The 26451-nt window shown below is 59.2% G+C and carries 22 protein-coding genes; 3 read left to right on the top strand and 19 right to left on the bottom strand.

Features of this window, described 5'->3' with window-relative positions:
- Nucleotides 1–4: 4 nt before the first annotated feature.
- Both AC50YL_RS26260 and AC50YL_RS26255 read right to left on the bottom strand, forming a co-directional pair.
- Nucleotides 5–1492, bottom strand: a complete 1488-nt coding sequence (locus tag AC50YL_RS26260) for an alpha-N-arabinofuranosidase (protein ID WP_494835868.1) — start codon at nt 1490–1492, stop codon at nt 5–7.
- 286 nt (nt 1493–1778) lie between these two features.
- Nucleotides 1779–2648 carry a helix-turn-helix transcriptional regulator gene (locus tag AC50YL_RS26255; RefSeq protein WP_494835867.1) on the bottom strand — a complete coding sequence of 290 codons (870 nt, stop codon included), beginning with the start codon at nt 2646–2648 and terminating at the stop codon, nt 1779–1781.
- 182 nt (nt 2649–2830) lie between these two features.
- On the opposite strand from AC50YL_RS26255, the gene AC50YL_RS26250 reads away from it, so the two are divergent.
- Nucleotides 2831–4804 (top strand): beta-galactosidase, encoded by a 1974-nt coding sequence (locus tag AC50YL_RS26250; protein ID WP_494835866.1) that lies wholly within the window; start codon nt 2831–2833, stop codon nt 4802–4804.
- Between the two features lie 121 nt (nt 4805–4925).
- Here the strand turns inward: AC50YL_RS26250 and AC50YL_RS26245 are convergent, their stop codons facing one another.
- The 10 genes from AC50YL_RS26245 to AC50YL_RS26200 all read right to left on the bottom strand — a co-directional run bounded on the left by AC50YL_RS26245 (nt 4926) and on the right by AC50YL_RS26200 (nt 14337).
- A complete protein-coding gene (locus AC50YL_RS26245) occupies nt 4926–6596 on the bottom strand; it encodes a class I adenylate-forming enzyme family protein (protein WP_494835865.1) in 1671 nt (556 codons plus the stop codon).
- Nucleotides 6597–6731: 135 nt separating this feature from the next.
- Nucleotides 6732–7973: a beta-ketoacyl-ACP synthase II gene (gene fabF, locus AC50YL_RS26240; protein ID WP_494835864.1), complete on the bottom strand. Its 1242-nt coding sequence runs from the start codon at nt 7971–7973 to the stop codon at nt 6732–6734.
- Nucleotides 7974–7980: 7 nt separating this feature from the next.
- On the bottom strand, nt 7981–8451 hold the full coding sequence (locus tag AC50YL_RS26235) for an acyl-CoA thioesterase (RefSeq protein ID WP_494835863.1): 471 nt from the start codon (nt 8449–8451) through the stop codon (nt 7981–7983).
- A 194-nt stretch (nt 8452–8645) separates the two neighbouring features.
- Nucleotides 8646–9719: an ABC transporter substrate-binding protein gene (locus AC50YL_RS26230; protein ID WP_494835862.1), complete on the bottom strand. Its 1074-nt coding sequence runs from the start codon at nt 9717–9719 to the stop codon at nt 8646–8648.
- The gene (locus tag AC50YL_RS26225) at nt 9716–10546 is read right to left on the bottom strand and encodes an ABC transporter permease (RefSeq protein ID WP_494835861.1); all 831 of its coding nucleotides are present in this window, start codon (nt 10544–10546) and stop codon (nt 9716–9718) included. Before AC50YL_RS26225 ends, AC50YL_RS26230 begins: the two co-directional genes overlap by 4 nt.
- A 6-nt stretch (nt 10547–10552) precedes the next feature.
- Nucleotides 10553–11401, bottom strand: coding sequence for an ABC transporter permease (locus AC50YL_RS26220; protein ID WP_494835860.1), 849 nt, complete (start codon nt 11399–11401; stop codon nt 10553–10555).
- On the bottom strand, nt 11398–12498 hold the full coding sequence (locus tag AC50YL_RS26215) for an ABC transporter ATP-binding protein (protein ID WP_494835859.1): 1101 nt from the start codon (nt 12496–12498) through the stop codon (nt 11398–11400). The genes AC50YL_RS26220 and AC50YL_RS26215 overlap by 4 nt, the downstream gene beginning before the upstream one ends.
- A gap of 124 nt (nt 12499–12622) precedes the next feature.
- Complete coding sequence (locus tag AC50YL_RS26210) at nt 12623–13174, bottom strand: AAA family ATPase (RefSeq protein WP_494835858.1); 552 nt, start codon at nt 13172–13174, stop codon at nt 12623–12625.
- Between the two features lie 87 nt (nt 13175–13261).
- Nucleotides 13262–13834, bottom strand: coding sequence for a hypothetical protein (locus AC50YL_RS26205; protein ID WP_494835857.1), 573 nt, complete (start codon nt 13832–13834; stop codon nt 13262–13264).
- Nucleotides 13831–14337 (bottom strand): GNAT family N-acetyltransferase, encoded by a 507-nt coding sequence (locus AC50YL_RS26200; RefSeq protein ID WP_494835855.1) that lies wholly within the window; start codon nt 14335–14337, stop codon nt 13831–13833. Before AC50YL_RS26200 ends, AC50YL_RS26205 begins: the two co-directional genes overlap by 4 nt.
- Before the next feature lie 188 nt (nt 14338–14525).
- On the opposite strand from AC50YL_RS26200, the gene chrS reads away from it, so the two are divergent.
- On the top strand, nt 14526–15014 hold the full coding sequence (chrS, locus tag AC50YL_RS26195) for a chromate efflux transcriptional regulator ChrS (protein WP_494835854.1): 489 nt from the start codon (nt 14526–14528) through the stop codon (nt 15012–15014).
- 259 nt (nt 15015–15273) lie between these two features.
- A complete protein-coding gene (locus AC50YL_RS26190; RefSeq protein WP_494835852.1) occupies nt 15274–15822 on the top strand; it encodes a chromate transporter in 549 nt (182 codons plus the stop codon).
- Between the two features lie 84 nt (nt 15823–15906).
- On the opposite strand, the gene AC50YL_RS26185 is transcribed toward AC50YL_RS26190, so the two are convergent.
- The 7 genes from AC50YL_RS26185 to AC50YL_RS26155 form a co-directional block, all read right to left on the bottom strand.
- Complete coding sequence (locus tag AC50YL_RS26185) at nt 15907–16404, bottom strand: hypothetical protein (RefSeq protein WP_494835851.1); 498 nt, start codon at nt 16402–16404, stop codon at nt 15907–15909.
- 184 nt (nt 16405–16588) lie between these two features.
- Nucleotides 16589–21187, bottom strand: coding sequence for a M20/M25/M40 family metallo-hydrolase (locus AC50YL_RS26180; protein WP_494835849.1), 4599 nt, complete (start codon nt 21185–21187; stop codon nt 16589–16591).
- Nucleotides 21188–21663: 476 nt separating this feature from the next.
- Nucleotides 21664–22620: an arginase gene (rocF, locus tag AC50YL_RS26175; RefSeq protein WP_494835847.1), complete on the bottom strand. Its 957-nt coding sequence runs from the start codon at nt 22618–22620 to the stop codon at nt 21664–21666.
- Between the two features lie 46 nt (nt 22621–22666).
- Nucleotides 22667–23875: an ornithine--oxo-acid transaminase gene (locus tag AC50YL_RS26170; protein WP_494835845.1), complete on the bottom strand. Its 1209-nt coding sequence runs from the start codon at nt 23873–23875 to the stop codon at nt 22667–22669.
- Between the two features lie 104 nt (nt 23876–23979).
- Nucleotides 23980–24702 carry an amino acid ABC transporter ATP-binding protein gene (locus tag AC50YL_RS26165; protein ID WP_494835844.1) on the bottom strand — a complete coding sequence of 241 codons (723 nt, stop codon included), beginning with the start codon at nt 24700–24702 and terminating at the stop codon, nt 23980–23982.
- Nucleotides 24699–25352 (bottom strand): amino acid ABC transporter permease, encoded by a 654-nt coding sequence (locus AC50YL_RS26160; RefSeq protein WP_494835842.1) that lies wholly within the window; start codon nt 25350–25352, stop codon nt 24699–24701. The genes AC50YL_RS26165 and AC50YL_RS26160 overlap by 4 nt, the downstream gene beginning before the upstream one ends.
- Nucleotides 25353–25374: 22 nt before the next feature.
- Nucleotides 25375–26205: a transporter substrate-binding domain-containing protein gene (locus tag AC50YL_RS26155; protein WP_494836029.1), complete on the bottom strand. Its 831-nt coding sequence runs from the start codon at nt 26203–26205 to the stop codon at nt 25375–25377.
- Between the last annotated feature and the right edge of the window lie 246 nt (nt 26206–26451).

The following is a 26451-nucleotide window of genomic DNA, read 5'->3' as shown; positions in this document are numbered from 1 at the left end:
GCCCTTACCCGATGCGCAGGACGGCCACGGATGCCGCCGGCAGCGTCAGCTGAATCGTACCGTCTTCCTTGCGTACCGCCCCGTCGAACGGCACCGTCCGTACCCGGTCCGGCTGATCGACCGTGTTGTGCGCGCTCAAGGCGTCGCCTTGCAGCAGCGTGCCGCTGATCGGCGCAGCGTCCGCCGCCAAGCCGCGAAGCTCGAACGACAACGTCGCTTCTTGGTCGTGGCTCAGATTGCAGAGACTGATATGGAGGCTGCCGTCCTTGGCCCGCGAAGCCGACACGCTCGTCTGCGGAATGGAGATGCCGTCGACCGTATACGGCGCCGCTTCGAAAGCCAGGTCCAGCAGCTCCGCGTCCTGATGCACCTTGAACATCTCGAACACGTGATACGTCGGCGTGAGCGTCATTTTGCCGCCTTCCGTCAGCACGACGGCCTGCAGCACGTTCACCGTCTGGGCGATGTTCGCCATCCGTACGCGGTCGCTGTGCTTGTGGAATATATGCAGCGTCGCCGCGGCGACCAGCGCGTCGCGCATCGTGTTCTGCTGATAGAGGAAGCCAGGGTTCGTGCCCGGCTCGACGTCGTACCAGGTGCCCCACTCGTCGACGATCAGGCTGATCCGCTTCGCGGGATCGTATTTGTCCATGATCGTCTTGTGCTTCGCGACGAGATCGTCCATCACGAGCGCCTTGCGCAGCGTCCCGAACCAAGCCTTCGCGTCGAAGTCCGTCGCCGAGCCCTTCGCCGACCATTCGAACGGGATCGTATAGTAATGCAAGGTCAGCCCGTCCATATACCTGGCTGCCTCGCGCATGAGCACTTCCGTCCAGTCGTAGTTAAAATCGCTCGCCCCGCAGGCGATCCGGAAAATCTCGTTGTCGCCGTAGTTGCGGACATACGTCTGATAGCGGCGATATTCGTCCGCGTAATATTCCGGCCGCATGTTGCCGCCGCAGCCCCAGTTTTCATTGCCGACGCCGAAATAGCTCACTTTCCACGGCTTCTCCCGCCCGCCGGCCGCGCGCATGGCAGCCATCGGGGATTCCCCGTCGAACGTCATGTATTCGACCCATTCCTGCATCTCCTGGACCGTCCCGCTGCCGACGTTGCCGTTGATGTACGGTTCGCAGCCGAGCAGCTCGCACAGCAGCAGAAACTCGTGCGTGCCGAAATGATTGTTCTCGACGACGCCGCCCCAATGGGTGTTGATCATCCGTTTCCGCGTCTCGCGCGGCCCGATGCCGTCCTTCCAATGGTATTCGTCGGCGAAGCAGCCGCCCGGCCAGCGCAGCACGGGAATGTTCAGCCCTTTAAGCGCTTGCAGGACATCGTTGCGGATGCCTTGCGTGTTCGGAATGTCCGAATCTTCCCCTACCCAGATACCTTCGTAGATGCAGCGGCCCAGATGCTCGGCGAAATGTCCGTAAATGTTGCGATCGATGCGTCCGATCGGACGGTCGGCGTTAATGACGGCGCGATTAGCCATGCGTGCGGTCAACCTCCATTGAATTAATGTTTTTATTAATTAATAAACATAATAACAACTCGCATTTCTATTAAACCCGATGCCGGGCTATTTTTCAATGCCTCGCGCTCAATTTCTTCTTCGCCGGCCGTGCTCCGCCATTCACTTGCGCATTATCCAGTTCCGACGATACGGTGCCGCACGAAGAAACGCCGCTCAACGGAGCGGCGTCGCAGGCCTGTGTACAATCGTTACTTCAACCGAACCGAAGGAGACGCGCGCGTCCGCCGCCGTCCGCACCGCTCGCCTAAACCCGCGGCTGATGCATCGCCCGGTACGTCCCCGGCGCAATCCCCATGTGCTTGCGGAACAGGCGGATGAAGTAATTTCCGTTCGGATGCCCGATCTGCTCGCCTATCTCCCGGACGGACAAGTCCGTCGTCAGGAGCAGCGTGACCGCGCGGTTCATCTGCAGGTGATGCATGTACTGGAGAGGACTCATCCCGGTGTGCTTCTTCAGGCAGCGGGACAAGTAGTCGAAGTGGTAATGCAGCTCCCCCGCCATCGCCTCGGCGTCGAAGGGCTCCAGCAGATGCGTCTTCAGATAATGCGCGACCCGCTCCGAGATCTGATACGATCTGCTGTTCAGGCTGCCGCTGATCGTCCCCTGCAGGCGCTCGAACAGCTCCCCGGTCAGCACGTTCAACCGCAGCGAATTGCGCAGGGTCAACGCTTCGTGAAGCTCCGCCATCTCGGACAGCAGCGGGACGAGCAGCGCCGGGTCGATGCGCGCATGCTTCGGCAAATACATGTATTGATCCACGGGCGTTAGGTCCTTGTCGGTTCGTTTGCCGAGCGGCGTCGACCACAGGATGTCTTCCTGCGCCTTCGTCGCCGGCGGATGGGGATGGCGGAAATGTACCCAAAACAGCTCCGTCGGCTCCGTTACCGGACGATGCCCGAAATGCGTCTTGCCCGGCTCCAAAACGAGCAGATCGCCGCGCTCCAGCTCGTACGCCCTGTCGTCCTCCGTCATGTAGAAACGCCCGCCCGTCACGTACAGCATATCGTACAGGCTGAACGAACGCTTGTAATGCTGCATGCCCTGCGGCAACAAGCCCTGCCCGATCATCAGCAGCTGGGGCAGCGGCGGAATGCGCAATTCCAGGCAATCCATGCTCGTTCTCCTCTCTGTCGTTGCGGCATCCTATACCTGCTTTCACCCTGTATTATACGCCAACGCCGCGTGTCCAACTAGTCGAAATCGTGCTTATTTGAGCAGAAAACGGCGCTATTCCTCCGGCTTGAAATCCCTTACATTAGAGACGAGACTTTATCCAAAGCGGGAGGATGTTAACGATGCGTTTTCGTCAGGTTCATCTGGATTTCCATACGTCCGAAGCGATCGGCCGGATCGGCAGCCGGTTCGCCAAGGAGCAGTTCCAAGACATGCTGCGCAAAGGCCATGTCGATTCCATTACCGTGTTCTCCAAATGCCACCACGGCTGGGCGTACCACCCGTCCGAAGCGAACGACATCCATCCCGAGCTGACGTTCGACCTGCTCGGCGGCATGATCGAAGCGGCGCACGAGATCGGCGTGAACACGCCCGTCTACCTCTCCGCCGGGCTCGACGAGAAGATCACCCGCCGCCATCCGGAATGGCTGATCCGCGCCAAGAACGAAGCCACGACGTGGGCGAAGGACTTTATGACCCCGGGCTATCATCGGCTCTGCATGAACACGCCGTATCTCGACGTCCTGGTCGCGCAGATCGAAGAAGTGGTTCGGAATTACGACGTCGACGGGATCTTCCTCGACATCGTCGGCGTAGTTCCGTGCTACTGCCAATCGTGCGTGGCCTCCATCCGCGCCGAAGGCGGCGATCCGCGGGACGACGAGGCGATGCACGCGCTGTGGGAGCGGACGTACGCGAACTATGCCGCGCGGACCAACGAAGCGGTGCACAAGCATAAGCCGGGGCTCCCCGTCTTCCATAACGGCGGTCATATCCGCCGCGGCCGGCGCGACCTGGCGCATTACAACACGCATCTGGAGCTGGAATCGCTGCCGACGGGCGGCTGGGGCTACGATCATTTTCCGATGTCGGCCCGCTACGCGCAGACGCTCGGCATGGACTACCTCGGCATGACGGGCAAATTCCATACGTCGTGGGGCGAATTCGGCGGCTTCAAGCATCCGAACGCGCTGCGCTACGAGACGGCGCTCAGCATCGCGAACGGCGCGCGCTGCTCCATCGGCGACCAGCTGCATCCGGAGGGCTTGATGGACGAAGCGACGTACGCCCTGATCGGTGCGGCCTACGGCGAAGTGGAAGCGAAGGAGCCGTGGTGCCGCGGCGTCACGGCGGCGGCGGATATCGCTTTGCTGACGATCGAGGCGCTGCATCCCGGACAGGACGAGGATCATGGCAACCTGCAGGGCAAATCCGATACCGGCGCCGTCCGCATGCTGCTCGAAGGCAAGTTTCTGTTCGACGTCGTCGACCTCGAAGCGGACTACGGCGCGTACAAGGTGTTGATCTTGCCGGATCATGCCCTGATCGACGCTCGCCTGCAGGCCAAAATCGACCGCTTCCTAAAGGGCGGAGGCAAGCTGCTCGCCTCCGGCGAATCCGGGCTCAAGGCGGACGGCAGCGGGTTCGCCTGGAAGCTCGGCGCCTCGTTCGTCGGCCGGTCGCCGTTCAAGCCGAGCTATTTCCGGCCGGATTTCCCCGTCGCCGGACTGCCCGCTGCCGCCTACGTCATGTATGCCGATGCCTATGAAATCGCGCTTGCGGACGGCGGCAAGCCGCTCGGCGCGCGGGAGGAATCGTACTTCAACCGCGACGCGTTCGCGTTCTGCTCGCACCAGCATACGCCGAGTACCGGACAAGCGGCCGGACCCGGCATGACGGAGGGCGAAGACGGCATCTACATCGCTTGGAACGTATTCGAAGACTACGCGACCAAGGGCAGCCTGGCGCTGAAGGAAACCGTCGTCCACGCGCTGAACCGGCTGTTGCCGGAGAAGACGCTGACGACTTCGCTGCCGGCGCAGGGCATCGTCACGCTGCAGAAGCAGCCGGATCAGCACCGCTGGGTGCAGCATCTGCTGTACGCGGCCCCGGTCACGCGCGGCGAGAACATCCAGATCATCGAGGACTTGACGCCGATCTACGACACCGCGGTGAGCGTCCGCACGGATCAGCCCGTGCAGAGCGTGACGCTCGCGCCTTCGGGCGAAGCGCTGCCGTTCGAGCAAATTGACGGCGCGGTGCGCTACACGGTGCCGGAATTCACCTGCCACGCCATGGTCGTGCTGCAGTTCTGAACATGAAGAGAGGCGCCCCGCAAGCCGTCGAATCCGGCTGCGGGGCACCTCTTTTTTCACCATGACGCCATGATTCTTGCATTCGCCGGACTTGACGTCGGCGTACGCTGCCCGCCGCGTCCTATACCCGCTCGAACAACCCTTGCTTCTGGTCCTCGATCGCCATCGCCCTGACCTCGAAATGCTTCTTCTTGCCCGTCGCCGTGTATGGCAATTCGTCGATGAAGCGATAGAATCGCGGCCGCTTGTAATTGGCCAGCATCAGATGCTCGCTGCAGTATCTGCCGAGCTCCTTGGCCGTCAGCGACGGGTCCGACTTGATGATATACGCCACGGCGGATTCCCCGCGCAGCTCGTCGGGCACGCCGACAACGACCGCTTCCTTGACCTTCGGATGCTGATTGAGGATTTCCTCGACCTGAACGGGATGAATGTTCTCGCCCGAGGACAGGATCATATCGTTCTTGCGGCCGACGACCGTGACGTACTCGTTCTCGTCCCACGTGCCCATGTCGCCGATGTAGATCCAGCCCTTGTAGAAGACTTTCCCGCTCTCTTCCGGTTTGTTGACGTAGGTATACGCGGTTTTGCCCGGCGACCGGACGATGATCTCGCCGACTTCCTTGCCGTCGTGCGCGACGACATCATCGGGCTCGGCTTTGCGGTCGGGATAGATCTTCACCACGGCCACGTCGTCGTCCGTGCAAGAACGGCCCGCGGTTCCGGCCATCTCGGGCAGATCGAACGGACGCAGGAACGTGTTCCAGAACGCTTCCGTCGTCCCGTACCCGTTGAAAATATTCGGCGTCAGCGTCTCCTGGTACCGGATGCAGTCTTCTTTCTCCAGCGGCGCCCCCATCGTCACGATGCCCTTGAGCCCGCTCAGGTCGGCCGGATGCTTCAGCTGCTGCTGGTAGAGCATCTTGAGCATCGGCGGCGCGCCGATGACGAACGTCAGCCCGTATTTCTCCGCGTACTCGAGCGTCGTCTTCGGATTGAAGTGACGCATGACGACGACCTCGCCGCCCACGAACAGCGTCGGGTTCGGGCCGCCGGAATGCAGGCCGCCGCGGTGGAACCACGGGCTCATGTTCATCGTTTTGTCCTGCGGCGTGAGCGGAAAATGCATCGCGACGTCATGCGCCGACAGCACGTCGTTCACGTTATTGAGCGGCACGCCTTTCGGCTGCCCTGTCGTACCGGACGTGTACAGCCGCGTATTTTCCTCGTAGATGTGCTTGGGCGCGATGACCGGGTTCTCCTCGGAGCGGCCGCGGACATAATCCGCGTACGCGACATGCCCCTCCGGCGCTTCGTTCTGCCCGGTAAAGTCGACCATGATTACCCGCGCCGGGCGATGCTCGGCCATGGCGAGCGCCTGCAGCGCCGTCTCGCGGAACTCGCTGTCGTAGACGAACGCCGCCGGCTTGCTGTCGTCGAGGATGAAGGCCGTCTCGCCCGGCGAGAGCCGGAAATTGATCGGGCAATTGATAGCGCCGATCTTCTGCGGCGCGAGGAAGCTGAATACGAATTCCGCCGAATTCAGCAGCTGGTACATGACCACATCGCCGCGGCCGACGCCGTCCGCCAGCAGCGCGTGGGCGAAGCGGTTCGCCTCGCGGTTCAGCTCCGCGTACGTCCACGACAGATTGCGCAGCGGACAGGTCAAAGCCGGCCGGTTCGCGAACCGATGGGTATTGCGCATAAATCCGTTCAGATACGTAAAGGAATATTCGAACGTTTCCTTGAACATCCCGACATCGTAGGTTAACTCTTCTTCCATGCGTTCCATGTGATCCGCCCTTTCGATTGTACGATTGATCGTACGATTGATTGAATGCATGATCGATTGCGATTGCTTGCAAAGATCGACCGCGAGATCGTTTGTTACGAATTGGATTGCGATCGTACCCGCTTTTTGCTCATCTTATTGCTCTTCGTACGCCCCGACGATCAGCGACGCGTTCTGCCCGCCGAACCCGAAGGAATTGGACATTGCCCGCTTTACGCGAGCCTTCCGCGCCTCGTTCGGCACGACATCCATATCGCAGTCCGGATCGGCGGTTTCGTAATTGAGCGTCGGCGGAAGCACGCCTTCGCGGATGGACTGGATGCAGGCGATCAGCTCCGTCACGCCGCCGGCACCCATCAAGTGGCCCGTCGCGCCCTTAATGGAGCTGACCGGCACGCCTCCCGCCCGTTCGCCGAACACGGCCTTGAGCGCGATCGCCTCGATCCGGTCCCCGAGCGGCGTGGACGTGCCGTGCGCGTTGACGTAATCGATGTCCGCGGGAGCCAGTCCCGCCCGCTCGAGCGCAAGCCGCATGCAGTCGATCTCGCCGCGCCCGTTGGGCTCGGACGAGGTGACATGGTAGGCATCCGTCGTGTTGGCATAGCCCAGCAGCTCCGCCTTGACGTCCGCGCCTCTTCGCAGCGCATGGTCCAGCGTCTCCAGCACGACGGCTCCGCCGCCTTCGCCCATGACGAAGCCGTCCCGGTTCAGGTCGAAGGGCCGGCTCGCCCGGGCCGGATCCTCGTTGCGGGTCGACAGCGCGCGGGAAGCAGCCAAGCCAGCATCCATCAATCCGCACAGAATCGACTCCGCCCCGACGGCCACCACCGCATCGGCTTGTCCCGACTTCAACAGCATCGACGCCAATCCGACGGCATCCGCTCCGGACGAGCAGGCCGTGTTGAGCGTATAGCCCGGTCCTCTGAAATCATGCGCGATTCCGATATGCGCCGCCGCGATATTCCCGAGCATCTTGGTCACCAGATGCGGGCTTACCCGGTAGCTGCCGCTCGCGGTAATCTGCGCCTGCGCCTCCGTCGCCGTGGAAATGCCCGCAAGCGCGGTGCCGAGCACGATGCCGATCCGTTCGGGCTTTGCCTGGATGCGGCTCTCGGCCAGCGCCTCTTCGGCGGCGATCAGCGCGAACTGCATGAAAATATCGGTTTGCAGCGCCAGCTTGCGCGGCAAATAATCGTTCGGGTCGAACGGACTGACCTCTGCCGCGATCTTGACCGGAAGCAGCTCCGGATCGAACCGGCCGATCGTGCGAATCCCGCTCGCGCCCGCCTTCAGGTTGTTCCAATACGAGGTTACGCCGATGCCGACCGGGGTGACTGCGCCCATGCCGGTGATGACGATTCGATGTTCTCGGTCCATTATCCGTTCACCTTTCCTTGTATGACAGACGGGTTTCTTCGTCCGTGAGGGCCGACCAATTGGCGGTCAGGCGTTCCCACAACCGAGGATGCCGTTTCTTCAAGTTGAACGGGTTCCCGTCGTTGTCCAGATACGCGTGCGTGGTGCTGCCTTCCGCCGCAAGCTGTCCATCGAGCTTCATAACGCGGTAATGGAACGCCAGGCGCGCGCGAGAAAGCTCGGTCAAGGTCGCGTGCACCGCGATCTTCTCCTCGGGCCGCAGCGTTTTCTTATACTTGCAGTCCGCCGTCAAGCAGACCATGGAGATGCCCTCGCGGTGAAAAGCGTCCATATATGGAAAACCGTGCGCAGCGAGCAGCTGCATGCGGGCATTCGTGAACCAGTCGAACGTGCGGGCGTAATAGGAAATTCCGGCTGCGTCGCAGTCCCCCCACGTCACCGTCATCTCCATCACGAAATCGGGACGAATGTCGTTCATCCCTTTCACTCCTTTCCTGGCGGCAAGCAATTGATTACCAGCATTCCCATATAACGCGCATCCTAGCGCGCAACACGCCATGCCGGCAGACGACAAAAAAGCGCAGTCTGCGCTTTATATGTCCTTATTTACCTATTTCGCACGCATAGGTAGAAACTCCTGCTTGCATTTTCATATTTTTTAAGTTACTTACTTTATTTACGGTGCATTTTAAATTCAAGGAACAGCTCGTTATAGTGCGCCAGCATCTTCTTGCCCAGATTGCGGTACACTTCCAGCTTCGACGTCAGCTCCGGATCGGGATAAAACCGCTTGTCGCCGGAGATATCCGCGGGCAAGTAATCCATCGCCTTCTCGTTCGGCGTGGAATACCCTACGTACTCGGCATTCTGCGCGGCGTGCTTCGGATCCAGCATGAAATTGATGAACTTGTGCGCGCCGTCGATATTGCGGGCCGTCTTCGGAATGACCATGTTGTCGAACCAGAGGTTGGAGCCCTCTTCCGGCACGACGTAGTCGAGCTTGTCGTTGGCGTCCATGATCTCGGAAGCATCCCCCGACCAGACGACGCCGACCGCGGCTTCCTCGTTCGCGAGCAGCATCTTGATCTCGTCGCCGACGATCGCCTTCACGTTCGGCGTCAACTCGTTCAGCTTCGCTTTCGCCTGCTGCAGATGGGCCTCGTTCGTGTCGTTGAGCGAGTAATGCAGGCTGTTCAGCCCGAACCCGATGACCTCGCGCGCGCCGTCCACGAGCAGGATCTGGTTGCGCAGGCTCGGATCCCACAGGTCGTTCCAGCTCTTGAACGTCCGGCCGCCCAGCATGTCCGCGTTGTAGATGATGCCGACCGTTCCCCAGAAATACGGGATCGAGTATTCGTTGTCGGGATCGAACGAGAGGTTCATGAACCTTGGATTGACGTACTTGAGGTTCGGCAGCTTCGATTTGTCGATCGGCAGCAGCAGCTTCTCTTCCTTCATCTTGCTGATGGCGTATTCGGAGGGGACGCTGATGTCGAAGGTGGTGCCGCCCTGTTCGATTTTGGTCATCATGGCTTCGTTGGAATCGAAGGTTTGGTAGATCACTTTGATGCCGGATTCCTGCTCGAATTCCGTCACCAGGTCGGGGTCGATATAATCGCCCCAGTTGTAAATCGTCAGCGTGTTCGCGCCGGAGTAGCCCTCGGACGAGTTCAGCGCGGAGGCGCCGTACATCAGGGCAAACCCCAGAATCAGCACGAGCACGAGCATGCGCAGCAATTGGTTCATTTGTTCGGCAGCCCCCATTCCGCGCCGCGGCCGCTGCGGCCCGCGTTCGCGCGTTGCCCGCGGCGGCTGAGGAAATAGTAGCCGACGACGAGCAGCATCGTGAACAGGAAGATCAGCGTCGACAGCGCATTGATCGACAGCGAGACGCCCTGTCTGGCTCTGGAATAGATTTCGACCGACAAGGTCGTGAATCCGTTCCCCGTCACGAAGAACGTCACCGCGAAATCATCGAGCGAATACGTCAGCGCCATGAAGAAGCCCGCGAAGATGCCGGACTTGATGACGGGCAGCACGACCTTCGTCAGCACGTTCCATTCCGTTGCCCCGAGGTCGCGCGCGGCGTCCAGCAGCGTCGGGCTCATCTCCTTCAGCCGCGGCAGCACCATGATGACCACGATCGGCACGCTGAACGCGATATGCGAGATGAGCACGGACGCGAAGCCCAGCTTGATGCCGAGCATCGTGAAGAAGATCAGGAACGACGCGCCGATGATGACGTCCGGGCTGACGATCAGCACGTTGTTGAGCGACAGCAGCGCATTCTGGCGCCGCAGCCTGCGCGTCCGATGGATCGCGATGGCGCCGATGACGCCGAGAATCGTCGAGATGGCGGAGGAGAACAGCGCGATCACGACCGTGTTCAGCACGATGATCAAGAGCCGCGTATCCGCGAACACTTCCCCGTACCAATGCCACGTAAAGCCCTCGAAGCCGTGCATCGTCTCTCCGCTGTTGAAGGAATAGTACGCCAGGTACAGAATCGGCGCGTACAAGACGGCGAACACGAGCCACAGGTATAGATGCGATGCTTTGAATTTCCTATTCATGCTCCGTCACCTCCTTGTCCTGCCGCGCGAGCCGGTCAGCACCATGATGATGACCATCGCGATGATGAGGAACACCGCGATCGTCGCGCCCATGCCCCAATCCTGCGTCACGAGAAAATGCTGCTCGATCGCCGTGCCGAGCGTAATGATGCGGCTGCCGGCGATGAGCCGGGTGATCATGAAGAGCGACAGCGCCGGGATGAACACCGCCTGGCAGCCGGACTTCACGCCGTTCAGCGTGAGCGGGAAGACGACGCGCCGGAACGATGTCCATGTCGAGGCGCCGAGATCGCGCGAGGCGTCCAGCAGCGAAGGATTCAGCTCTTCGAGCGCATTGAAGATCGGCAGGATCATGAACGGGATGAAAATATAGACCGATACGAAAACGAAGCTGAAATCCGTGAACAGGATCTGCTGCCGGCCGATGCCGATCGCCTGCAGCAGGGCATTCGCCGCGCCGTAAGTGCCGAACAACCCGATGAACGCGTACGTCTTCAGCAGCAGGTTGATCCAGCTCGGCAGGATAATGAGCAGCAGCCACAGCTGCTTATGCTTCGTCTTGGTGAGCAGGTACGCCGCCGGATAGCCGACGAGCAGCGAGAAGGCCGTAATGAGGAAGGCGTACCAGAACGAGCTGAACGTCATCTTCATGTAGACGGGCGTGAAGAAATGGGCGTAGTTCGAGAACGTGAAGGCGCCCTCCACGTCGAATAACGAATCGTATACGATGAGTACGATCGGCGCGAAGACGAACAGCAGCATCCAGAGCAGGTACGGCACGAGATAGAAGTTGCGCGAGCGGGACAACGCGCGGCCCCCGCCCTGCGCCGGCGCTTCCGATACGGCTTGACTCATGTATACGCCTCCAGCCGTTTGTCGAATTCTTCCTCCGTCTCGTTATAGCGCATGACGTGGATCGCTTCGGAGTCGAACGTCAGGCCGATCGGCTCGCCGACTTCCGCCTTCCGGGTGGAATGCACGAGCCAGCGGTTGCCGGCCTCGTCCGCGCACTGAATCTCGTAGTGCACGCCGCGGAACAGCTGCGTCTCGACCCGCACCTCCAGCTTGCCTTCGCCGGGGCGCGTGATCTCGAGATCCTCGGGGCGGATGACGATGTCGACCGGCTCGTTCGGCTGCAGTCCCCGGTCGACGCAATCGAACGCCTTGCCGGCAAACTCCACGAGGAAGTCCTTGGTCATCCGGCCGGCCACGATGTTGGATTCCCCGATAAAATCGGCCACGAACCGGTTGATCGGCTCGTCGTAAATGTCGGTGGGCGTGCCGCTTTGCTGGATCCTGCCTTCGTTCAGGACGAAGATCTCGTCCGACATCGCGAGCGCTTCCTCCTGGTCGTGCGTGACGAAGATGAACGTGATGCCGAGACGACGCTGCAGCTCGCGCAGCTCCACCTGCATCTCGGTGCGGAGCTTCAGGTCGAGCGCCGACAGCGGCTCGTCCAGCAGAATGATCTCCGGACGGTTGACGATCGCCCGCGCGATCGCGACGCGCTGCCGCTGGCCGCCGGACATTTCGGTGATCTCCCGGTTCTCGTAGCCGGCAAGGTTGACGAAGCGCAGTGCCTCGAGCACCTTCTCCTTGATGTCCGCTTGCTTGAACTTCTTGATCCGCAGGCCGAAGGCGATGTTCTCGAACACGTTCAGATGCGGAAACAAGGCGTAATCCTGAAATACCGTATTAACCTGCCGCTTATTGGCGGGCACGCGGTTGATGACCTTGCCGTCGAAATAAATCTCGCCCTGCGTCGGCTCCGCGAAGCCGGCGATCAGGCGGAGAATCGTCGTCTTGCCGCAGCCCGAAGGCCCGAGCAGCGTATAGAACTTGCCGCGCTCGATCTCGAAGCTGACGTTCTTCAGCACGGCCTCGTCGCCCTCGTACTGCTTCGTGACGCCGCGGAAAGAAATGATCGTTCCGAGGCTTGCCTGTCCGTTCATGAATAAGACCTCCTTGCAAAGTGATGGTGCGTCGTTCCGCTGCGTCGTTCGTCAATGGATAGTATGCCCAATTGAAAACGGCGCATAAAAACGCGCCTGACCGGATGCGCCGGTCGGCGCTCCGCTAGCTGCCGGGATGAACGAGCTCGAACCTCGCGCCGTCGATGATCGCATCGACGGCTTGTTCGAGCGTCAGCGCCGTCGTATCCAAGCGATGCTCGGCGTCAGCGGCATGATCTGCGAGCAGCTCGCGCAGCACGATGGCGCAGCGTTCGCCCATTCGGAACTCGGGCGCCCGCTCGGCGTCTCTTCGCTGCAGCTCTTCTTCCGAGGCGGTAAGCAGAATGAATTTCAGCGTAACCCTCCGAAGCAGTTCGTCGCCCAGCGCCGCCCGAAACCGTTCGATATCCTCACGAAATACCACGTAGTTGATCACGACGTCATGCTCGACTTCGGCAAAATGACGCGCGAGCGCCGCGATATTCCGCCACATCAGGCCGACGTGAAACGGACTTTCCCACGGACTGCGGTTCCCGCTTACGACCAGATGGTAGATATCGTCGCCGTCGATCATCGCGCTTCTGTCCAGCCGTTCCGCGATCGCCCGCGACGTCGTCGACTTGCCCGCGCCCGGGGGACCGGAAATCAAATAAATAAGCGGCTTGCGTTCTAACATATGTATACCCCCCTATGAAAAACAGCTAATCCTGCCTAACGGGCAGTCGCTCAGTTGCCTGCCGTCACCGTTACCTTCGCGCTGCTCCTAAGAGCCCGCCAGTACTTTTCCGTCCGGATCCACCGCGCGAACGACGAAGCTGCCGATCGCGTTCTCGTCCAGCCCTTCTATCGCGATGGCGTACTTCCCGCTCACGTCCAATTCGACGTAGACGGATGCATTTTTCTTGATTTCCGCGCTGTCCGCCGGATGGCTGAGCGTATCGTTGCTCACGATGACCGTCTTGACCGCCGGGTCCGACGTTTCCGCCGCGAATACGATGTCGCGCTTGCCGTCATGGCTGCTTGCGTCGGCCGAAAACCAGGCATAGCGGACAGCTTCGCGTCCCTCCAGCGCAGCCATTTCCACCGACGTGCCGGGCGTATAGAGGAAACCCCATTTTCGGTGCAGGATTTGCGCTTTGCTGCGGCTCCCGTCGGAGAGAATGACGATCGAGTCGCTGCCGTGAGCCTGCTCGTACACCCGCGCCTGTCCGCTATAGGAAGCCGTTTGCGCCAACGCGCGACTTTCGCTGAAATAGTAGCCCGACTGATTATAGACGAAATACGCCACCGCGATCACGATCAAGATCAGCGCCAAAATCGTGTTTCTTCTTCTCATGTTCCGATCATCCTTTCATAGCGCAGCTGAACGAACTCTTCTCCGCGCGTGACGACGCGCTGCGTGCCGTCCTGCCGAAAACCGAGCCGTTCGTAGAATCCCCGGGCGCCCGCGTTCTTCTCCAGCACCCACAGGCTGGCCTCCGTGCAGCTTCGTTCCCGGAGCCGCTCCAGTCCCCAGTCCATCAGCCGCGTCCCCAATCCGCGACCCCAATATTCGCGCAGCAAATACAAGGCGGTTATCTCGCCGTCCCCCTGCCGAGGCGATATCGGAAAACGCAAGCTTATGTACCCGACCGCTTTGTGATCGATCAGCAGGATCCCGGTATGTCCGGGTTCCCGAAGCCGCTCCCGGCATTCGGATTGGCGGCTCTCCGCGGTCACGCGGTTCAAAAAATCATGCGGCAGCAGCTTTCGGTAGGCATCGTGGTAGCTCCTCGCCTGCAGCTCGCCGAGTCTCACCCAATCCCCCGGCACCGCCCACCGGATTACAGCGGCTTTCAACAATTTTGACGCAGCTCCTTTAGCTGGGAATGACTTTGCGTATGTGCGAATATTATACCAACCGTCCATCTATTTGAAAATGAGCGAATTGATTTCATCCCCATCCCGAAAGCGATGTGCAAAAAATACTTTCGTTTCGAAATTAAATGTGCTAACATGATTTCAAAATGACAGCAAGGAGTGGGACCGTGACTTCCAAACCGCCGCAACCGTTCACGCTGCCCGTCGTTTCGCTAGACGAGACCGACCGCAAAATCCTCACCTCGCTGCACGAGAACGCGCGCATCTCCTATACCGAGCTCGGCAAGCTGGTCGGCATGTCGCGCGTCGCGGTTCAGACGCGCATCGCCGCGCTCATGGACGAAGGCGTCATCGAGCGGTTCACGGCCGTGATCAATCCCGCCCGGATCGGCATCGAGGTCTCGGCCTTCTTCAACGTCGAGGTCGAACCGCAGTTCCTCGAGGACGTGTCCGCCAAGCTCGCCGACGAACCCGAGGTGACCAGCCTCTATCATATGAGCGGGCCCAGCAAGCTGCATATGCACGGGATTTTCGAGACGATTCAAGGCATGGAGCGTTTCCTCGTCGAGAAGGTGTACGCGATGCCGGGCATCGTGAGCGTGGACAGCCAGCTGCTGCTGAAGCGGTATAAGAGCCGCATGGGGATGAAATTGTAAGCTTTGGGAAGGGCATGACCTGCGGTCAGGACGGGTCTCCGCTCGCTGTTGCAGTTGAATTTCTTTGAATTTATTTTAGCGGTGGAAATTCATCTGCAAAGGCGAACGCTTCGCTGCTCCGACTCCATCCTGACCTTCGGTCACTTTTCGCCAAGCTTACTCGGGGGAGAAGTAAAAAAGAGAAAAGATAGAATGAAAATTACGAGAAATGAACGGAAGCAACGTAAACAGAGATAGACGAAGAGAGGACGGAGACACCATGTGGAATGAATTATGGCGGTTGTTTCTTTCGTTTGGACGCGCGACGATGCTGGGATACGGGGGCGGGCCAGCGATTATTCCGCTGTACGAGAACGAGGTCGTGAACCGGATGTCGTGGATGACGACGGAAGATTTCGGCCATGCTTTGGCGTTCGGCAACTCGCTGCCGGGGCCGATCGCCACGAAGCTTGCCGCCTACATCGGCTTCAAGGTCGCCGGCTGGGCAGGCGCCGCCGTCGCGCTTGCGGCCGTCGTGCTGCCGACGGCGCTGCTCATGATCGTGCTCGTCGGCGTCATGTCCAAGCTGCAAAATAACACTTACATTAAAGGCATGATCCGCGGCATCCAGCCCGTCATCTTCGTCATGATGGCGATGCTCGCCTATGATTTTGCCAAGTACGCCATGAAGACCACCCCGGGCTTTATCACGTTCATCCCGTTCCTGCTGGCCGCGGGATATTTTGTCTTGGTGTATTATTTAAACCTGAGCGCGCTGTATGGCATCATCGGGTCGCTGGTCATCGGGGCGTTATTTTTGCGGGGGTAGCGCATTCGCATGCTGCTCGGCACGGCCTCATTCGTTCGTTTCGTCGAAGAGAACTTCCCGTCGGCAAACGGAAACGCGATTCTCTTAAAGGCCGCCGAGCCGCTTTACCTGAAGCTCGATCCACAGATTCACTTCGTCATACCCGGCTACGCTGGCCACAATACCACTACCGCGGGTCAATAATTCGTCGGCCGCCAGCGCCTTGCATGCTTCGTAATTCGCCAAGCCAACTGCCCCGTACGCAGGAATGGAACAAATAACGCCGTGCGGGTAAAAGACCTCCACGGTGCCCTCGACGTCTGCACCGATCGGCAATGCGCGTTTCGCGATGTTCCAGGCCGCCCTGTGCGGGGCATTTGCTTGCTCCCAAATCGCTTCGAACTCTTGTTCCGTTATCGCTTCGCCCCGATCTGCGATCACATCCTGATCGCTAAGAAAGTAACCGTATGCGGGATGTTTGCGATTGGACGCAACCGTTTCTCCTTCACGCGTTCGCATGATTTGGCGATAAGCCGCATGACCCTCCGCATCGACTTCGAAGTACCAAGCTTCATCCTCGTAAACCTGCGAAATGTATAGCAATCCCATCCCTCCATTCCTATCATGTCGGCATTCTTCTATAATTAGCATGCTCCTTCCATTATTATAGCTAATCCGTATTATTGCGGTCTCTAAGCGCGGAGGCTCGTTTCGTTCGGCAAGCCCGCGGAGCAAATAAAAGGAACTGCCAGCATCGGCAGTTCCTTTTATTATGCTTTCGCTTTCCTTATGCTTCCGAACCAAGTTCCAATATTCGGCTGATAATCACGGCCGCCTGGGCGCGGTTCGCGATGCCCTTCGGCGTGAACATGTCCGCCGACGTGCCGGTGATGACGCCCGTTTGCGTCAGGAGCGCGATCGCTTCTTTCGCATAGGAAGCCATGCTGCCTTGGTCTTTGAACTTGGACAATTGACCCGGTACGTCCGTCGCCGAGAGGTCCGTGATGACATGCAGCAGGTTCGCTGCCATGATTGCCATTTCCTCGCGGGTAATCGGGCGGTTCGGATCGAATTTGCCGCCGCCTACGCCTTGGGCGATGCCCGCCTCGACGGCTGCCGCAACAGCCTCGTAGTACCAGGCGCCCGATTTTACGTCGCTGAAGGAAATCGTCGCGTTCTCCGCCTTCAAGTCGAACGCGCGAACGAGCATGGTCAGGAATTCCGCTCTTGTCACTTGCTTCAGAGGAGCGAAGCTGCCCTTGTCGTCAATGCCTTTGACGATGCCTTTGGAAGCCAAGGATTCGATGGCATCCTGCGCCCAAGAGGCGACAGGTCCAAGATCCGTGAACTCCGGAGCCGTAACAGGTCCTGTCGGATCGGTCGGGTTCGTCGGATCGGCAGGATCAGTAGGCTGAGTTGGCGTCGTCGGGTCGGTCGGCGGCGTTACCGGCGGTACATAGCCTCCGTCGCCACCGCCATTGTTCGGTTGCTCCGGATGCGAGCCGTCGCCGTCGTCGACCGTGCCTTCTTTTGCAGGCTCCGCAGCAAAGATCGCGTTCGCGAGCAGACGGAACTGGAATTGCGGATGATCGCGGTTCGTCAATTCATTGGCGAACACCGTCACGTTCAGGGCATCCGTCTTGTACGTAAACGCGATGGTGCTGCCCTTTGCCCGATCATGGTTCGGCCACCAGCCGGCCAAGTAGAAGTCGTCGTCCGAGCTGGCCGTCGCAATGACGTCCGCGCCTTCCGGAACGGCGGTAATATAGGAACCGGATACCGTGTACAAATATTCCGATTCCTCGTAAGGAGCCGTAATCACGCTGTCTTGGTCCAGCATCGTCTCGAACAAGCCTTCGTGCGCGTTGCCCGTCGTCGCGAAGTTGAAGCCCGTAAGCAAGTTCGAGCTCTTCAGGGAATTCATCACGCTTCTGCCGAAACCGATATACGGCGTGCCCGCGCTGATGTAGCTGTTGCTGTTGCTCGTATTCACGAGCACGTCGCCCTCTGCCGCGCTGCCCGTCACGTCGAAGCCAAGCGAGTTCAGCACGAACGCGGGAACGCCCGTCGCCGCTACCTTGATCGGCTTCAGCACCTTGCCTTCCTTGCTGCCGCTCTCCGCGAACGGCACCACGTCCAGCAAGTATTTGTCCATGACGGTTTTCAAGTTCGAGTAAGACACCAGGAAATCGCCCTTCTCATAGCCCGTGCCGCCATTATCCAGCAGCGTGACCGACTTGCCCGCCTTCACGAGCTCGTTGACCGCTTGCAATGCCGCGTTATTCGTGTCGCGGATGACGTAATGCACGGTCGAACCGGTAATTTGGGTCGTCGGAACGGCAACCGAGGTCACCGGCGTCGTCTTGGCCGCGAACGCGCCCGCGTCGCGGACGATATAGCGGTCGAAGCCTCTCATGTACGAGAAACTTTGGATAATGTCCGCGTACATCGCGCTGAAGTCGGATACGTCGATTCCGTCGTACAGCACCAGATTGGCGTACCCTCGTTTAGCCTGATGCATGTTGACGATATAGCTTCCGGCCGGATACACCGTCGTCCCGACGGTCACCGGAACCGTGGATTTCTCCACCTTGACGCTGTTTCGCAGCAGGTACTGCACCATGTTGTAGACTTCGAGCGAATTCTTTTGCAAGCCTGCGTCTACCGGCAGCACATAGTATTCAGGGAAGAAGTTGTCTTCTCCGTCGCGGGGTCTGCCGATAACTTCATTGCTGGCATTGATCAGGTATTTATCGACCGAATAGCTGTCGACGTTCTCGATGCCGCGTTTATACACTTCCAGTTGGTTCAGGAACAGCTCTTTCTTGTTGTCCATGACGTATTTGGTCGAAGCCAGCGCCGTATAGAAAAGCGCATTTACCGAATCTTCGTTCAGCTCGGGAATTTCGACCGTGTGGCCGAGCGACCCTTGATGCATCGCGAATACGGCGGTGTAAGCCGGCGAAGCGTCATCCCAGCCCGTCGCGTTGGCGATCGGCTTATAGTCCGGGTCCGCCGCTTTTTTGCGGGCTTCTTCGTAAGGAATGTGATACACGTCGTATTTGGTATTGGCTACGCCCGCGCGGCCCATCGCGTTGGCCTGATCCACCATGTTATCGATGAGCAGGTCGTACTCGAAGTTCGGGTCGTGCGGCGGCGTGCACGGCTCGATCAGGAACTGCTTCACGAAGCCGTGGAAATCCAGGAACGACGTCGGCGACCATTTCGCGATTTCGCTGGCCACGATTTGCGTTTCCGGCTGCGTTTGGTACGAATTGTCGCGGTTCAAGTCGAAGCCGTTGGCATTCGCCCGCGTATTCAGGTAGCGGCCGTCCGGATTTTCCGTGTAGTCCAGGAGGAAAATCACGTTATCCAGCGCTTGATTGACGTCGATCGTGACCGTCGTCGGCTTGCCTGCCTCGTCCGTCGTGTCGTACGTGACGGTGTCTTTGCTCGACATCGCATCGAAGATATTGAGAATCGCGTCGATGCCCGGCGCTTCGTCCGGATGAATGTTGTTGATCCAGATCGGCACCTTGTAGTTGCTCAGCTTGCCGCTCTTGATCTGGGTTTGGAGTCCCGCCGGGTCGTTCATCATCGCCGGAAGCGTCTCGTTCACGTATTGGTCGACGGAAGCCTTGTCCTTCGCCAGGATGGTGAAGTAGATATCGCGTCCTTGCGACGACTGGCCGAGCACGCGCGTTTCGATGTAACGGCCTTCTTTGGCCTTGGCCGTGATGGCGTCGATCGCCGGTTTGATCTCGTCGTACAAATGGAAGGAATCGTACGGGTTCAGCTTGATCGGCGCCGCCGCGAAGACGTTGCCGGTCTTGCCGGTAACCTCCAGGTCATGCGTGCCGATCATTTCCCGGTATCTGGTACGATACGTGCCGGAGAGGTCGGCCGTGCCGTAAATCATATCGAACGTGATTTTGGCTTTGACCTTCGTGCCTTCCACGACAGGCGTGCCTTCCAGGTAAATGAACGGATCGCCGGTATAGCCGGCGGGCGAGGACGCCGTGCTCCATTTCTTCCAATCCGACAGCGGCTTGCCGCCGTAGGTGAACTGCAGGTCGGTTACGGCCGACGTGGTCGGAAGCTCGAACTCCACGTCGATCGTGCGCTTCTCCGTCATGGCGGCTTTGTCGTCGCTCAGCGTGATCGGCTGGATCTCGGGTTCCTTCAGCTCGAGCAGCAGCGCCGTCAGCAATTTGGTGAAGGAGGTCAGATGCTCCTCGATTCGGCCCGGATAAACCTCGATGATATGCGCGAGATTATCTTTGCCGGTATGCCACACTTCGCCTTCGAGGACCGTCTGGGTATACCCGTCCAAGTCTCCGAGGGTCCAGTTCGTCGCTTCCAGGTAACCGTAAGGGATGCCGGCTTTCCGGAATGCGGCGTGGTCGCTCCAGTCGCCGGTCGTGCCGGCCGGATATGCGGGATTCAAGCCCGGATTCGTCTTGATGTTCAAGTCCAGACGGTCGGCGATTGCGAGCCCTTGATCGCGCACGAAGCCTTCGAATCCGGCATTGCCGTAAATGTTCATGTCGTCGCCGACGGCCACGCTGTCCAGGTTGATCATGGCCACCGTGTTCTTCTTGGCAGCGGCATCCATTTGGGAGACGTAATACTGCGAGCCTCTCGTTCCGGCTTCTTCCGCTCCGAAAGCAATGAATTTAATCGTGTACGGCGTCGACTTGCTCGCGACGGCCAGAGCGGATTCCATCATGACGGCCACGCCGGAAGCATTATCGTCGGCTCCCATGCTGCCGCCCGAGCTGACGGAATCGTAATGCGCGCCGATAATGAGCGTTTTGTCCGAGAGTCCCGGCTTGGTGGCGATAATGTTGTTCGTCGTGACCGTGTTGCCCGATCTCGTGTAGGAGAATTCCTGCTTCGTAGCGGACAAGCCCATCTTCTCGAACTCGCCCTTGATGTAGTCGCCGGCCGCTTTATCCGGGTCGCTGCCCGCGGTACGCGTACCGATCGTCGTCGACAGATACGTCAGGTATTGCGAAGCCGCGTAGCCTACGTCGCCTTCCTTTAAGTTAAGGACCGGCGCATCCAGCGCGGCAACCAAGGATTCGTTTGCCGAATCGACCGGCGGCGCTTCCGTCGTCGGCGTTTCCGTGGACGGTGTATCCGTAGACGGCGTTTCCGTCGTTGGGGTCTCGGTTGGCGGCGTCTCTGCCGGCGGCGTCTCTGCTGGCGTCTCTGCTGGCGGCGCTTCCGTCGGCGGCGTTTCGGCTGACGGATCTGTATCTACCGTTCCCGGCCCCCCGGTATTGGCGTCTTCCGCATAAGCTGCCGGTACGAAGGTCGCGACCGCCATCGTGAACACGAGCAGGAGAGAGAGCAATCGTTGCGTGATCATTTTCTTGAACATGGTATTCCTCCTAATCTTGTCGAACGGATGAAAGATTCATATAAGGAAAACAAGCATAAGAAATGAAAGCCTACATAGCGAACAATCCGTGAAACTCCCAGCGCTTTAAGCATCACTCCATTTCCTGATCTCATCGCCGGCTTGGCTGCATGAATTCGCCCTGTAGTCTCTCGCCCGATTATGATCGACAATATGTATACAAAATACATAACACAATATACGATATATGTTATGTATAATGACATCTAAACAAGATACTTACTAGTTAATAACCAATACCTACTTAGACACTCGCTTTATCCCTCTAATGCGTTAGATAATATAACATTTTCAGAGGGAAGTCTATCAAATTCTAAAATATAGTTAAAAAATCTAACATATATCTACCGTATATCCCAAATCTCGCGATGCCCGCCTTCGAGTCGCTCCCGACATAGCGAGCCCGCCGAGCATGCTCGCTCCGCCCCTACGGTCGGTCAAAGAATCCGCTTGCCGAGCAGCGACGTCGCGAGCTCCACCGCCAGGGCGGCCGTGCGCCTGTCATAATCGAGCAGTGGATTGACCTCCACGATATCCATCGACGAGACCCGTTTCGACTCCGAAAGCAGTTCCAGCGCGAAATGCGCCTCCCGGTAATTCAGCCCGCCCGGCACAGGGGTGCCGACGCCCGACGCCTCCCTGGGATCGAGACAATCCAGATCGAAGCTCACATGAATGCCGTCCGTGCCGTTTCCGGCGATTTCCAGCGCCTTTTCCATAACGGCGGCGATCCCCATCCGGTCGATCTCGTGCATGGAGAAGCAGGCGATGCCTTCCGAGCGGATAAGCTCGCGCTCGCCCGGGTCAAGCTCCCTGGCCCCGATAATCACGATGTTTTCCTTCTTGATCAGCGAGCCCGCGCCCGGAATGTCCGTCAGCTTGAACTTGGACTTGCCGATCGCGATCGCGAGCGCCATTCCGTGCATATTGCCGGAGGGAGTCGTCTCCTCCGTGTTCAGATCGCCATGCGCGTCAAACCAGATGACGCCAAGATTCTTGTAATGGGCGGTCAGCCCCGCCAGGGAGCCGATCGCCACGCTGTGATCGCCGCCCAGAATAAGCGGAAAGCTGTTGCGGGCCGCCGCCCGGTATACCTGTTCGCCGACAAGCCCGCTCATTTCCAGCACTTCGGGAAGGTATTTGATTCTGGCCGGCGCTTCGGTCAGCAGCGGCTGCACGGGGCAGTCTACCTCCACCTCGTCCTCCACCTCGATGTCCATTGCGCGCAGCTTGCGCGAAAGCCCGGCTTTGACGATGTACTCCGGGCCTAGATCCGTTCCCGCCTTGCCGCCTCCGAGCCAGAAGGGAACGCGAATCAGCCTGACTTTCTTCCGCGCGCCGGCCAAGCCTTGCATTTGCGTACCCGCAGCGGATACATTCCTATTCGTTTCCATCGCGTCTGCCTCTCTCCTCTCGTTGATAAGCCGGCGGTTTGCCCGGCTAAGTGGCCGCATCCAGGAGCACGCGCCCGATCCGCTCCAGCGCCCAGTCGATCTCCGTCCGTTCGATCGTAAGCGGCGGCGCAAAGCGGATAGTCGTCTCGTGCGTTTCCTTGCACAGCAATCCCAGCCGCATCAATTCCTCGCAATACGGCCTTGCGGCCGTATGCAGCTCTACCCCGATGAACAAGCCCTTGCCGCGGATTTCGCGTACCAGCGGAGAGGACAACCCGGCCAACCGGTCGGCAAAATAGCTCCCGAGCAGCTCCGAGCGCTCCGCCAGCTCCTCCTCCTCCACGACTTCGATCGCCGCGATCGCGACCGCGCAGGCAAGCGGATTGCCGCCGAACGTCGAGCCGTGCGAGCCCGGCTCGAAGACGCCAAGGATCTCGTCGCTCGCCGCGACGGCGGAGATCGGCATCACGCCTCCGCCAAGCGCCTTGCCCATCACGTACATATCCGGCACGACCGATTCCCGGTCGCAAGCGAAGCGGCGCCCCGTACGGCCGAATCCCGTCTGGATCTCGTCCGCCACGAGCAGGACACGATGCGTGTCGCACAGCGCTCTTGCCTGCCGCAGATAACCATCCGGCGGGATGACGATCCCCGCTTCCCCTTGTATGGGCTCGACCAGGAACGCGGCCGTATTCGGCGTGATGGCGCGCTCCAGCGCCTCGATGTCGCCGTACGGGATGACTTTGAAGCCTGGCGTGAACGGCCCGAAGTCGCGCTTGTAGCCCTCTTCGGAAGAGAAGGACGTGACCGTGATCGTCCGCCCGTGGAAATTGCCCGCGCACACGATGATCTCCGCTTTATCCCGCGGCACGCCCTTATGCCGGTACGCCCAGCGCCTGACCGCTTTGATCGCCGTCTCCACCGCTTCCGCTCCCGTGTTCATGGCCAGAATCCGCGGCATCCCCGTATACCGGGACAGCTTCTCGTAGAACAAGCCGGACGTTTCGTTGTGGAACGCTCTGGAGGTTAACGTCACCTTGCCGGCCTGTTCCGTAAGCGCCCCGATGATCTTCGGATGGCGATGCCCTTGATTCAGCGCCGAATACGCGCTCAGCATGTCCATGTAACGGTGCCCTTCGGGATCCTCCGCCCAGACGCCGGACGCGCTCGCGATCACGATGGGCAAGGGATGATAATTATGGGCGCCGTACCGGTCCGCAAGCGCGATGGCGATCCCCGATTCGCCGACTTTCATCTGAATGCACCCCTTCATTTGTATACAATATACATACAGTGGTATAAAAACTCGACATCGCCAACCATGATCCGGAATACGTTTCTAATGAACGCGTTAATTCACTAAAGCACTTTGGACAAAAACTCCTGCGTCCTCGCATGCCGCGGCTGAAGGAACACTTCCTTCGGAACGCCTTCTTCCACGATGACGCCTCCGTCCATGAACAGAAGCCGGTCGCCGACTTCCCTCGCGAAGCCCATTTCATGCGTCACGATCGCCATCGTCATGCCGTTCATCGCCAGCTGCTTCATGACGTCCAGCACTTCCCCGACCATTTCCGGGTCCAACGCGGAGGTCGGCTCGTCGAACAGCATGACGTCGGGCTGCATGGCCAGCGCCCTGGCGATGGCGATCCGCTGCTTCTGACCGCCCGAGAGACTGCCGGGAAACGCGTCGCGCTTATCCTCCAGCCCCACCTTGCGGAGCAGGTCGACCGCGATCGTCTCCGCCTCGTCCTTGGACAGCTTCTTGATTTTGCGCGGTCCGATCGTCAGATTGTCCAGCACGCACATATGGGGAAACAGGTTGAAATGCTGGAACACCATCCCCATCTGCTGGCGCGTGGCGTTCAAGTCGGCCTGCTTGCCCGTGATCATCCGCCCTTCGAAATAAATGCCACCGGAGGTCGGCTCCTCGAGACGGTTGAGGCAGCGCAGGAACGTGCTCTTGCCGGATCCGCTCGGACCGATAATGACCACGACCTCGCCTTTCCGAATCTCGGCGTCGATCCCCTTCAGTACTTCATGCTTGCCGTACGACTTCCGCAGTTCGCTTACCCTGATCATCGACTGCTCAGCCTCCTTTCCAGCGCGCCCAACAATTTAGAGACCATAAACGTGAGAATAAAATAACCCGCCGCGGCCGCGATGAGCGGCTCCATCGGCTGATAGGTGATCCCTTGCACTGTGCGCGCGGAGTACATCAATTCCGCGATGCCGATAACGGAAACGAGCGAGGAATCCTTAATGATGACGATAAATTCGTTGCCGATCGCCGGCAGCATGCTGCGAAAGGCTTGAGGCAGCACGATCAGGCGCATCGTCATGCCGCGCGTCATGCCGAGCGAGCGAGCGGCCTCCGTCTGGCCTTTGTCGATCGCTTCGATCCCCGCCCGAAAGACTTCGGCCATATAAGCGGCGCTGTTGATGGTCAGCGCGACGACCGCCGACATGAACGGAGGCAGGTCGATGCCGAATTCCGTCAAGCCGAAGTGGATAATGAGAATCTGCACCATGAACGGCGTGCCGCGGATGACTTCTATATAAGCGACAGCCAGTAACTGCAGCAGCCGGACGCGCGAGATGCGCAGCAAGGCGAACCCGACGCCGAGCAGCGTCCCGAGAATCACGCCGAAGAACGACAGCTGCAGCGTATACCAGGCGCCATGCAGATAAGTCGGCCAATACTCGCCCAAAAATGAATAATCGAAATGCATGTCCACCTACTCCGTCCGTTCGTTATTCCCCGACAAGCTCATTGGCTTCGACGACAAAACGGTCGATGTCGCCGCCGTCCTTCAAGCGTTTAATCGTGGCGTTGGCGCTGTCCACCAGCGCTTGGTTGCCTTTCTTGATCGCGATCGCGGCGCCCGCTTCATCCTCGGACTGCACGATCTTCGCCTCCGACACCACGAGGTCGGTCTGCGTCTTGACATACTGGTCGGCGACCGGCTTCTCCAAGATAATCGCGTCCGAGCGCCCGCTCGTCAATTCCAGGATCAGCTCCGGGATTTTAGCCAGCGACGTCAGCTTTGCGCCTTCGATCTCTTGCGCGATGCCTTCTTGTATCGAACCCTTCTGCACGCCGACTTTCTTGCCCTTCAAGTCGTCGAGCGTCTTGTATTGCGCGGTTTGATCCTTCTTCACCAGCACGGCCTGCTCCGCCAAATAATAAAGGTCGGAGAAGTCCACGTTCTTCTTGCGTTCTTCCGTCGGCGTCATGCCGGAGATGACCATGTCCACTTTGCCCGTATCCAACGCAAGCAGCAAGCCGTCGAAATCCATGTCCGTTATCTTGAGTTCGGCGTTCATGTCTTTGGCGATTTCCTTGGCAATCTCGATATCGAAGCCGACGATCGCGTCTTTGCCGTCGATGTTTTTATGAAATTCATAAGGCGCGTAGTCGGCGCTCGTCCCCAGCACGAGCGTCTTCTGTCCGGCCGGTTCGGAAGCGCCCGCATCGGCTGTTGCGTTGGCGTTCGCGGCCCCGGCATTCCCGGAATCGCCTTCGTTCTTCTTCTCCCCGCAGGCGGTCAGAACCACCATTAGCCCAATCATCACCAGCAGCATCTTCTTCACGTTCTCATCTCTCCTCTTCTTTTTGGCCTTCGCTTGCCCGATTCCCCCGTCAGGTTTTCAATGAAATCTGTATACAAAATACAATATTCACCTGTCGATGTAATGGATTATAACATCAGTCCTCGAACTCTACAATATATTTCCTCTTGTAATAGGGCCGATAATGATAGATTTGCTAATTCGCGTGATAAAACCTAACACAAACTGGAATAACATTGCTTGAACACGAAGTATAGC

This window comes from Paenibacillus sp. J22P277 (assembly GCF_059383675.1).
The sequence above is the reverse complement of the archived record's forward strand: the minus strand, read 5'-3'. Positions and strand labels throughout refer to the sequence as shown.

Bases quoted from the DNA above. Each gene is read 5' to 3' on its own strand.
- AC50YL_RS26260 (WP_494835868.1), bottom strand. From the start codon at position 1,492: ATGGCTAATCGCGCCGTCATTAACGCCGACCGTCCGATCGGACGCATC.
- AC50YL_RS26255 (WP_494835867.1), bottom strand. From the start codon at position 2,648: ATGGATTGCCTGGAATTGCGCATTCCGCCGCTGCCCCAGCTGCTGATG.
- AC50YL_RS26250 (WP_494835866.1), top strand. From the start codon at position 2,831: ATGCGTTTTCGTCAGGTTCATCTGGATTTCCATACGTCCGAAGCGATC.
- AC50YL_RS26245 (WP_494835865.1), bottom strand. From the start codon at position 6,596: ATGGAACGCATGGAAGAAGAGTTAACCTACGATGTCGGGATGTTCAAG.
- fabF (WP_494835864.1), bottom strand. From the start codon at position 7,973: ATGGACCGAGAACATCGAATCGTCATCACCGGCATGGGCGCAGTCACC.
- AC50YL_RS26235 (WP_494835863.1), bottom strand. From the start codon at position 8,451: ATGAACGACATTCGTCCCGATTTCGTGATGGAGATGACGGTGACGTGG.
- AC50YL_RS26230 (WP_494835862.1), bottom strand. From the start codon at position 9,719: ATGAACCAATTGCTGCGCATGCTCGTGCTCGTGCTGATTCTGGGGTTT.
- AC50YL_RS26225 (WP_494835861.1), bottom strand. From the start codon at position 10,546: ATGAATAGGAAATTCAAAGCATCGCATCTATACCTGTGGCTCGTGTTC.
- AC50YL_RS26220 (WP_494835860.1), bottom strand. From the start codon at position 11,401: ATGAGTCAAGCCGTATCGGAAGCGCCGGCGCAGGGCGGGGGCCGCGCG.
- AC50YL_RS26215 (WP_494835859.1), bottom strand. From the start codon at position 12,498: ATGAACGGACAGGCAAGCCTCGGAACGATCATTTCTTTCCGCGGCGTC.
- AC50YL_RS26210 (WP_494835858.1), bottom strand. From the start codon at position 13,174: ATGTTAGAACGCAAGCCGCTTATTTATTTGATTTCCGGTCCCCCGGGC.
- AC50YL_RS26205 (WP_494835857.1), bottom strand. From the start codon at position 13,834: ATGAGAAGAAGAAACACGATTTTGGCGCTGATCTTGATCGTGATCGCG.
- AC50YL_RS26190 (WP_494835852.1), top strand. From the start codon at position 15,274: ATGTGGAATGAATTATGGCGGTTGTTTCTTTCGTTTGGACGCGCGACG.
- AC50YL_RS26180 (WP_494835849.1), bottom strand. From the start codon at position 21,187: ATGTTCAAGAAAATGATCACGCAACGATTGCTCTCTCTCCTGCTCGTG.
- rocF (WP_494835847.1), bottom strand. From the start codon at position 22,620: ATGGAAACGAATAGGAATGTATCCGCTGCGGGTACGCAAATGCAAGGC.
- AC50YL_RS26170 (WP_494835845.1), bottom strand. From the start codon at position 23,875: ATGAAAGTCGGCGAATCGGGGATCGCCATCGCGCTTGCGGACCGGTAC.
- AC50YL_RS26165 (WP_494835844.1), bottom strand. From the start codon at position 24,702: ATGATCAGGGTAAGCGAACTGCGGAAGTCGTACGGCAAGCATGAAGTA.
- AC50YL_RS26160 (WP_494835842.1), bottom strand. From the start codon at position 25,352: ATGCATTTCGATTATTCATTTTTGGGCGAGTATTGGCCGACTTATCTG.
- AC50YL_RS26155 (WP_494836029.1), bottom strand. From the start codon at position 26,205: ATGCTGCTGGTGATGATTGGGCTAATGGTGGTTCTGACCGCCTGCGGG.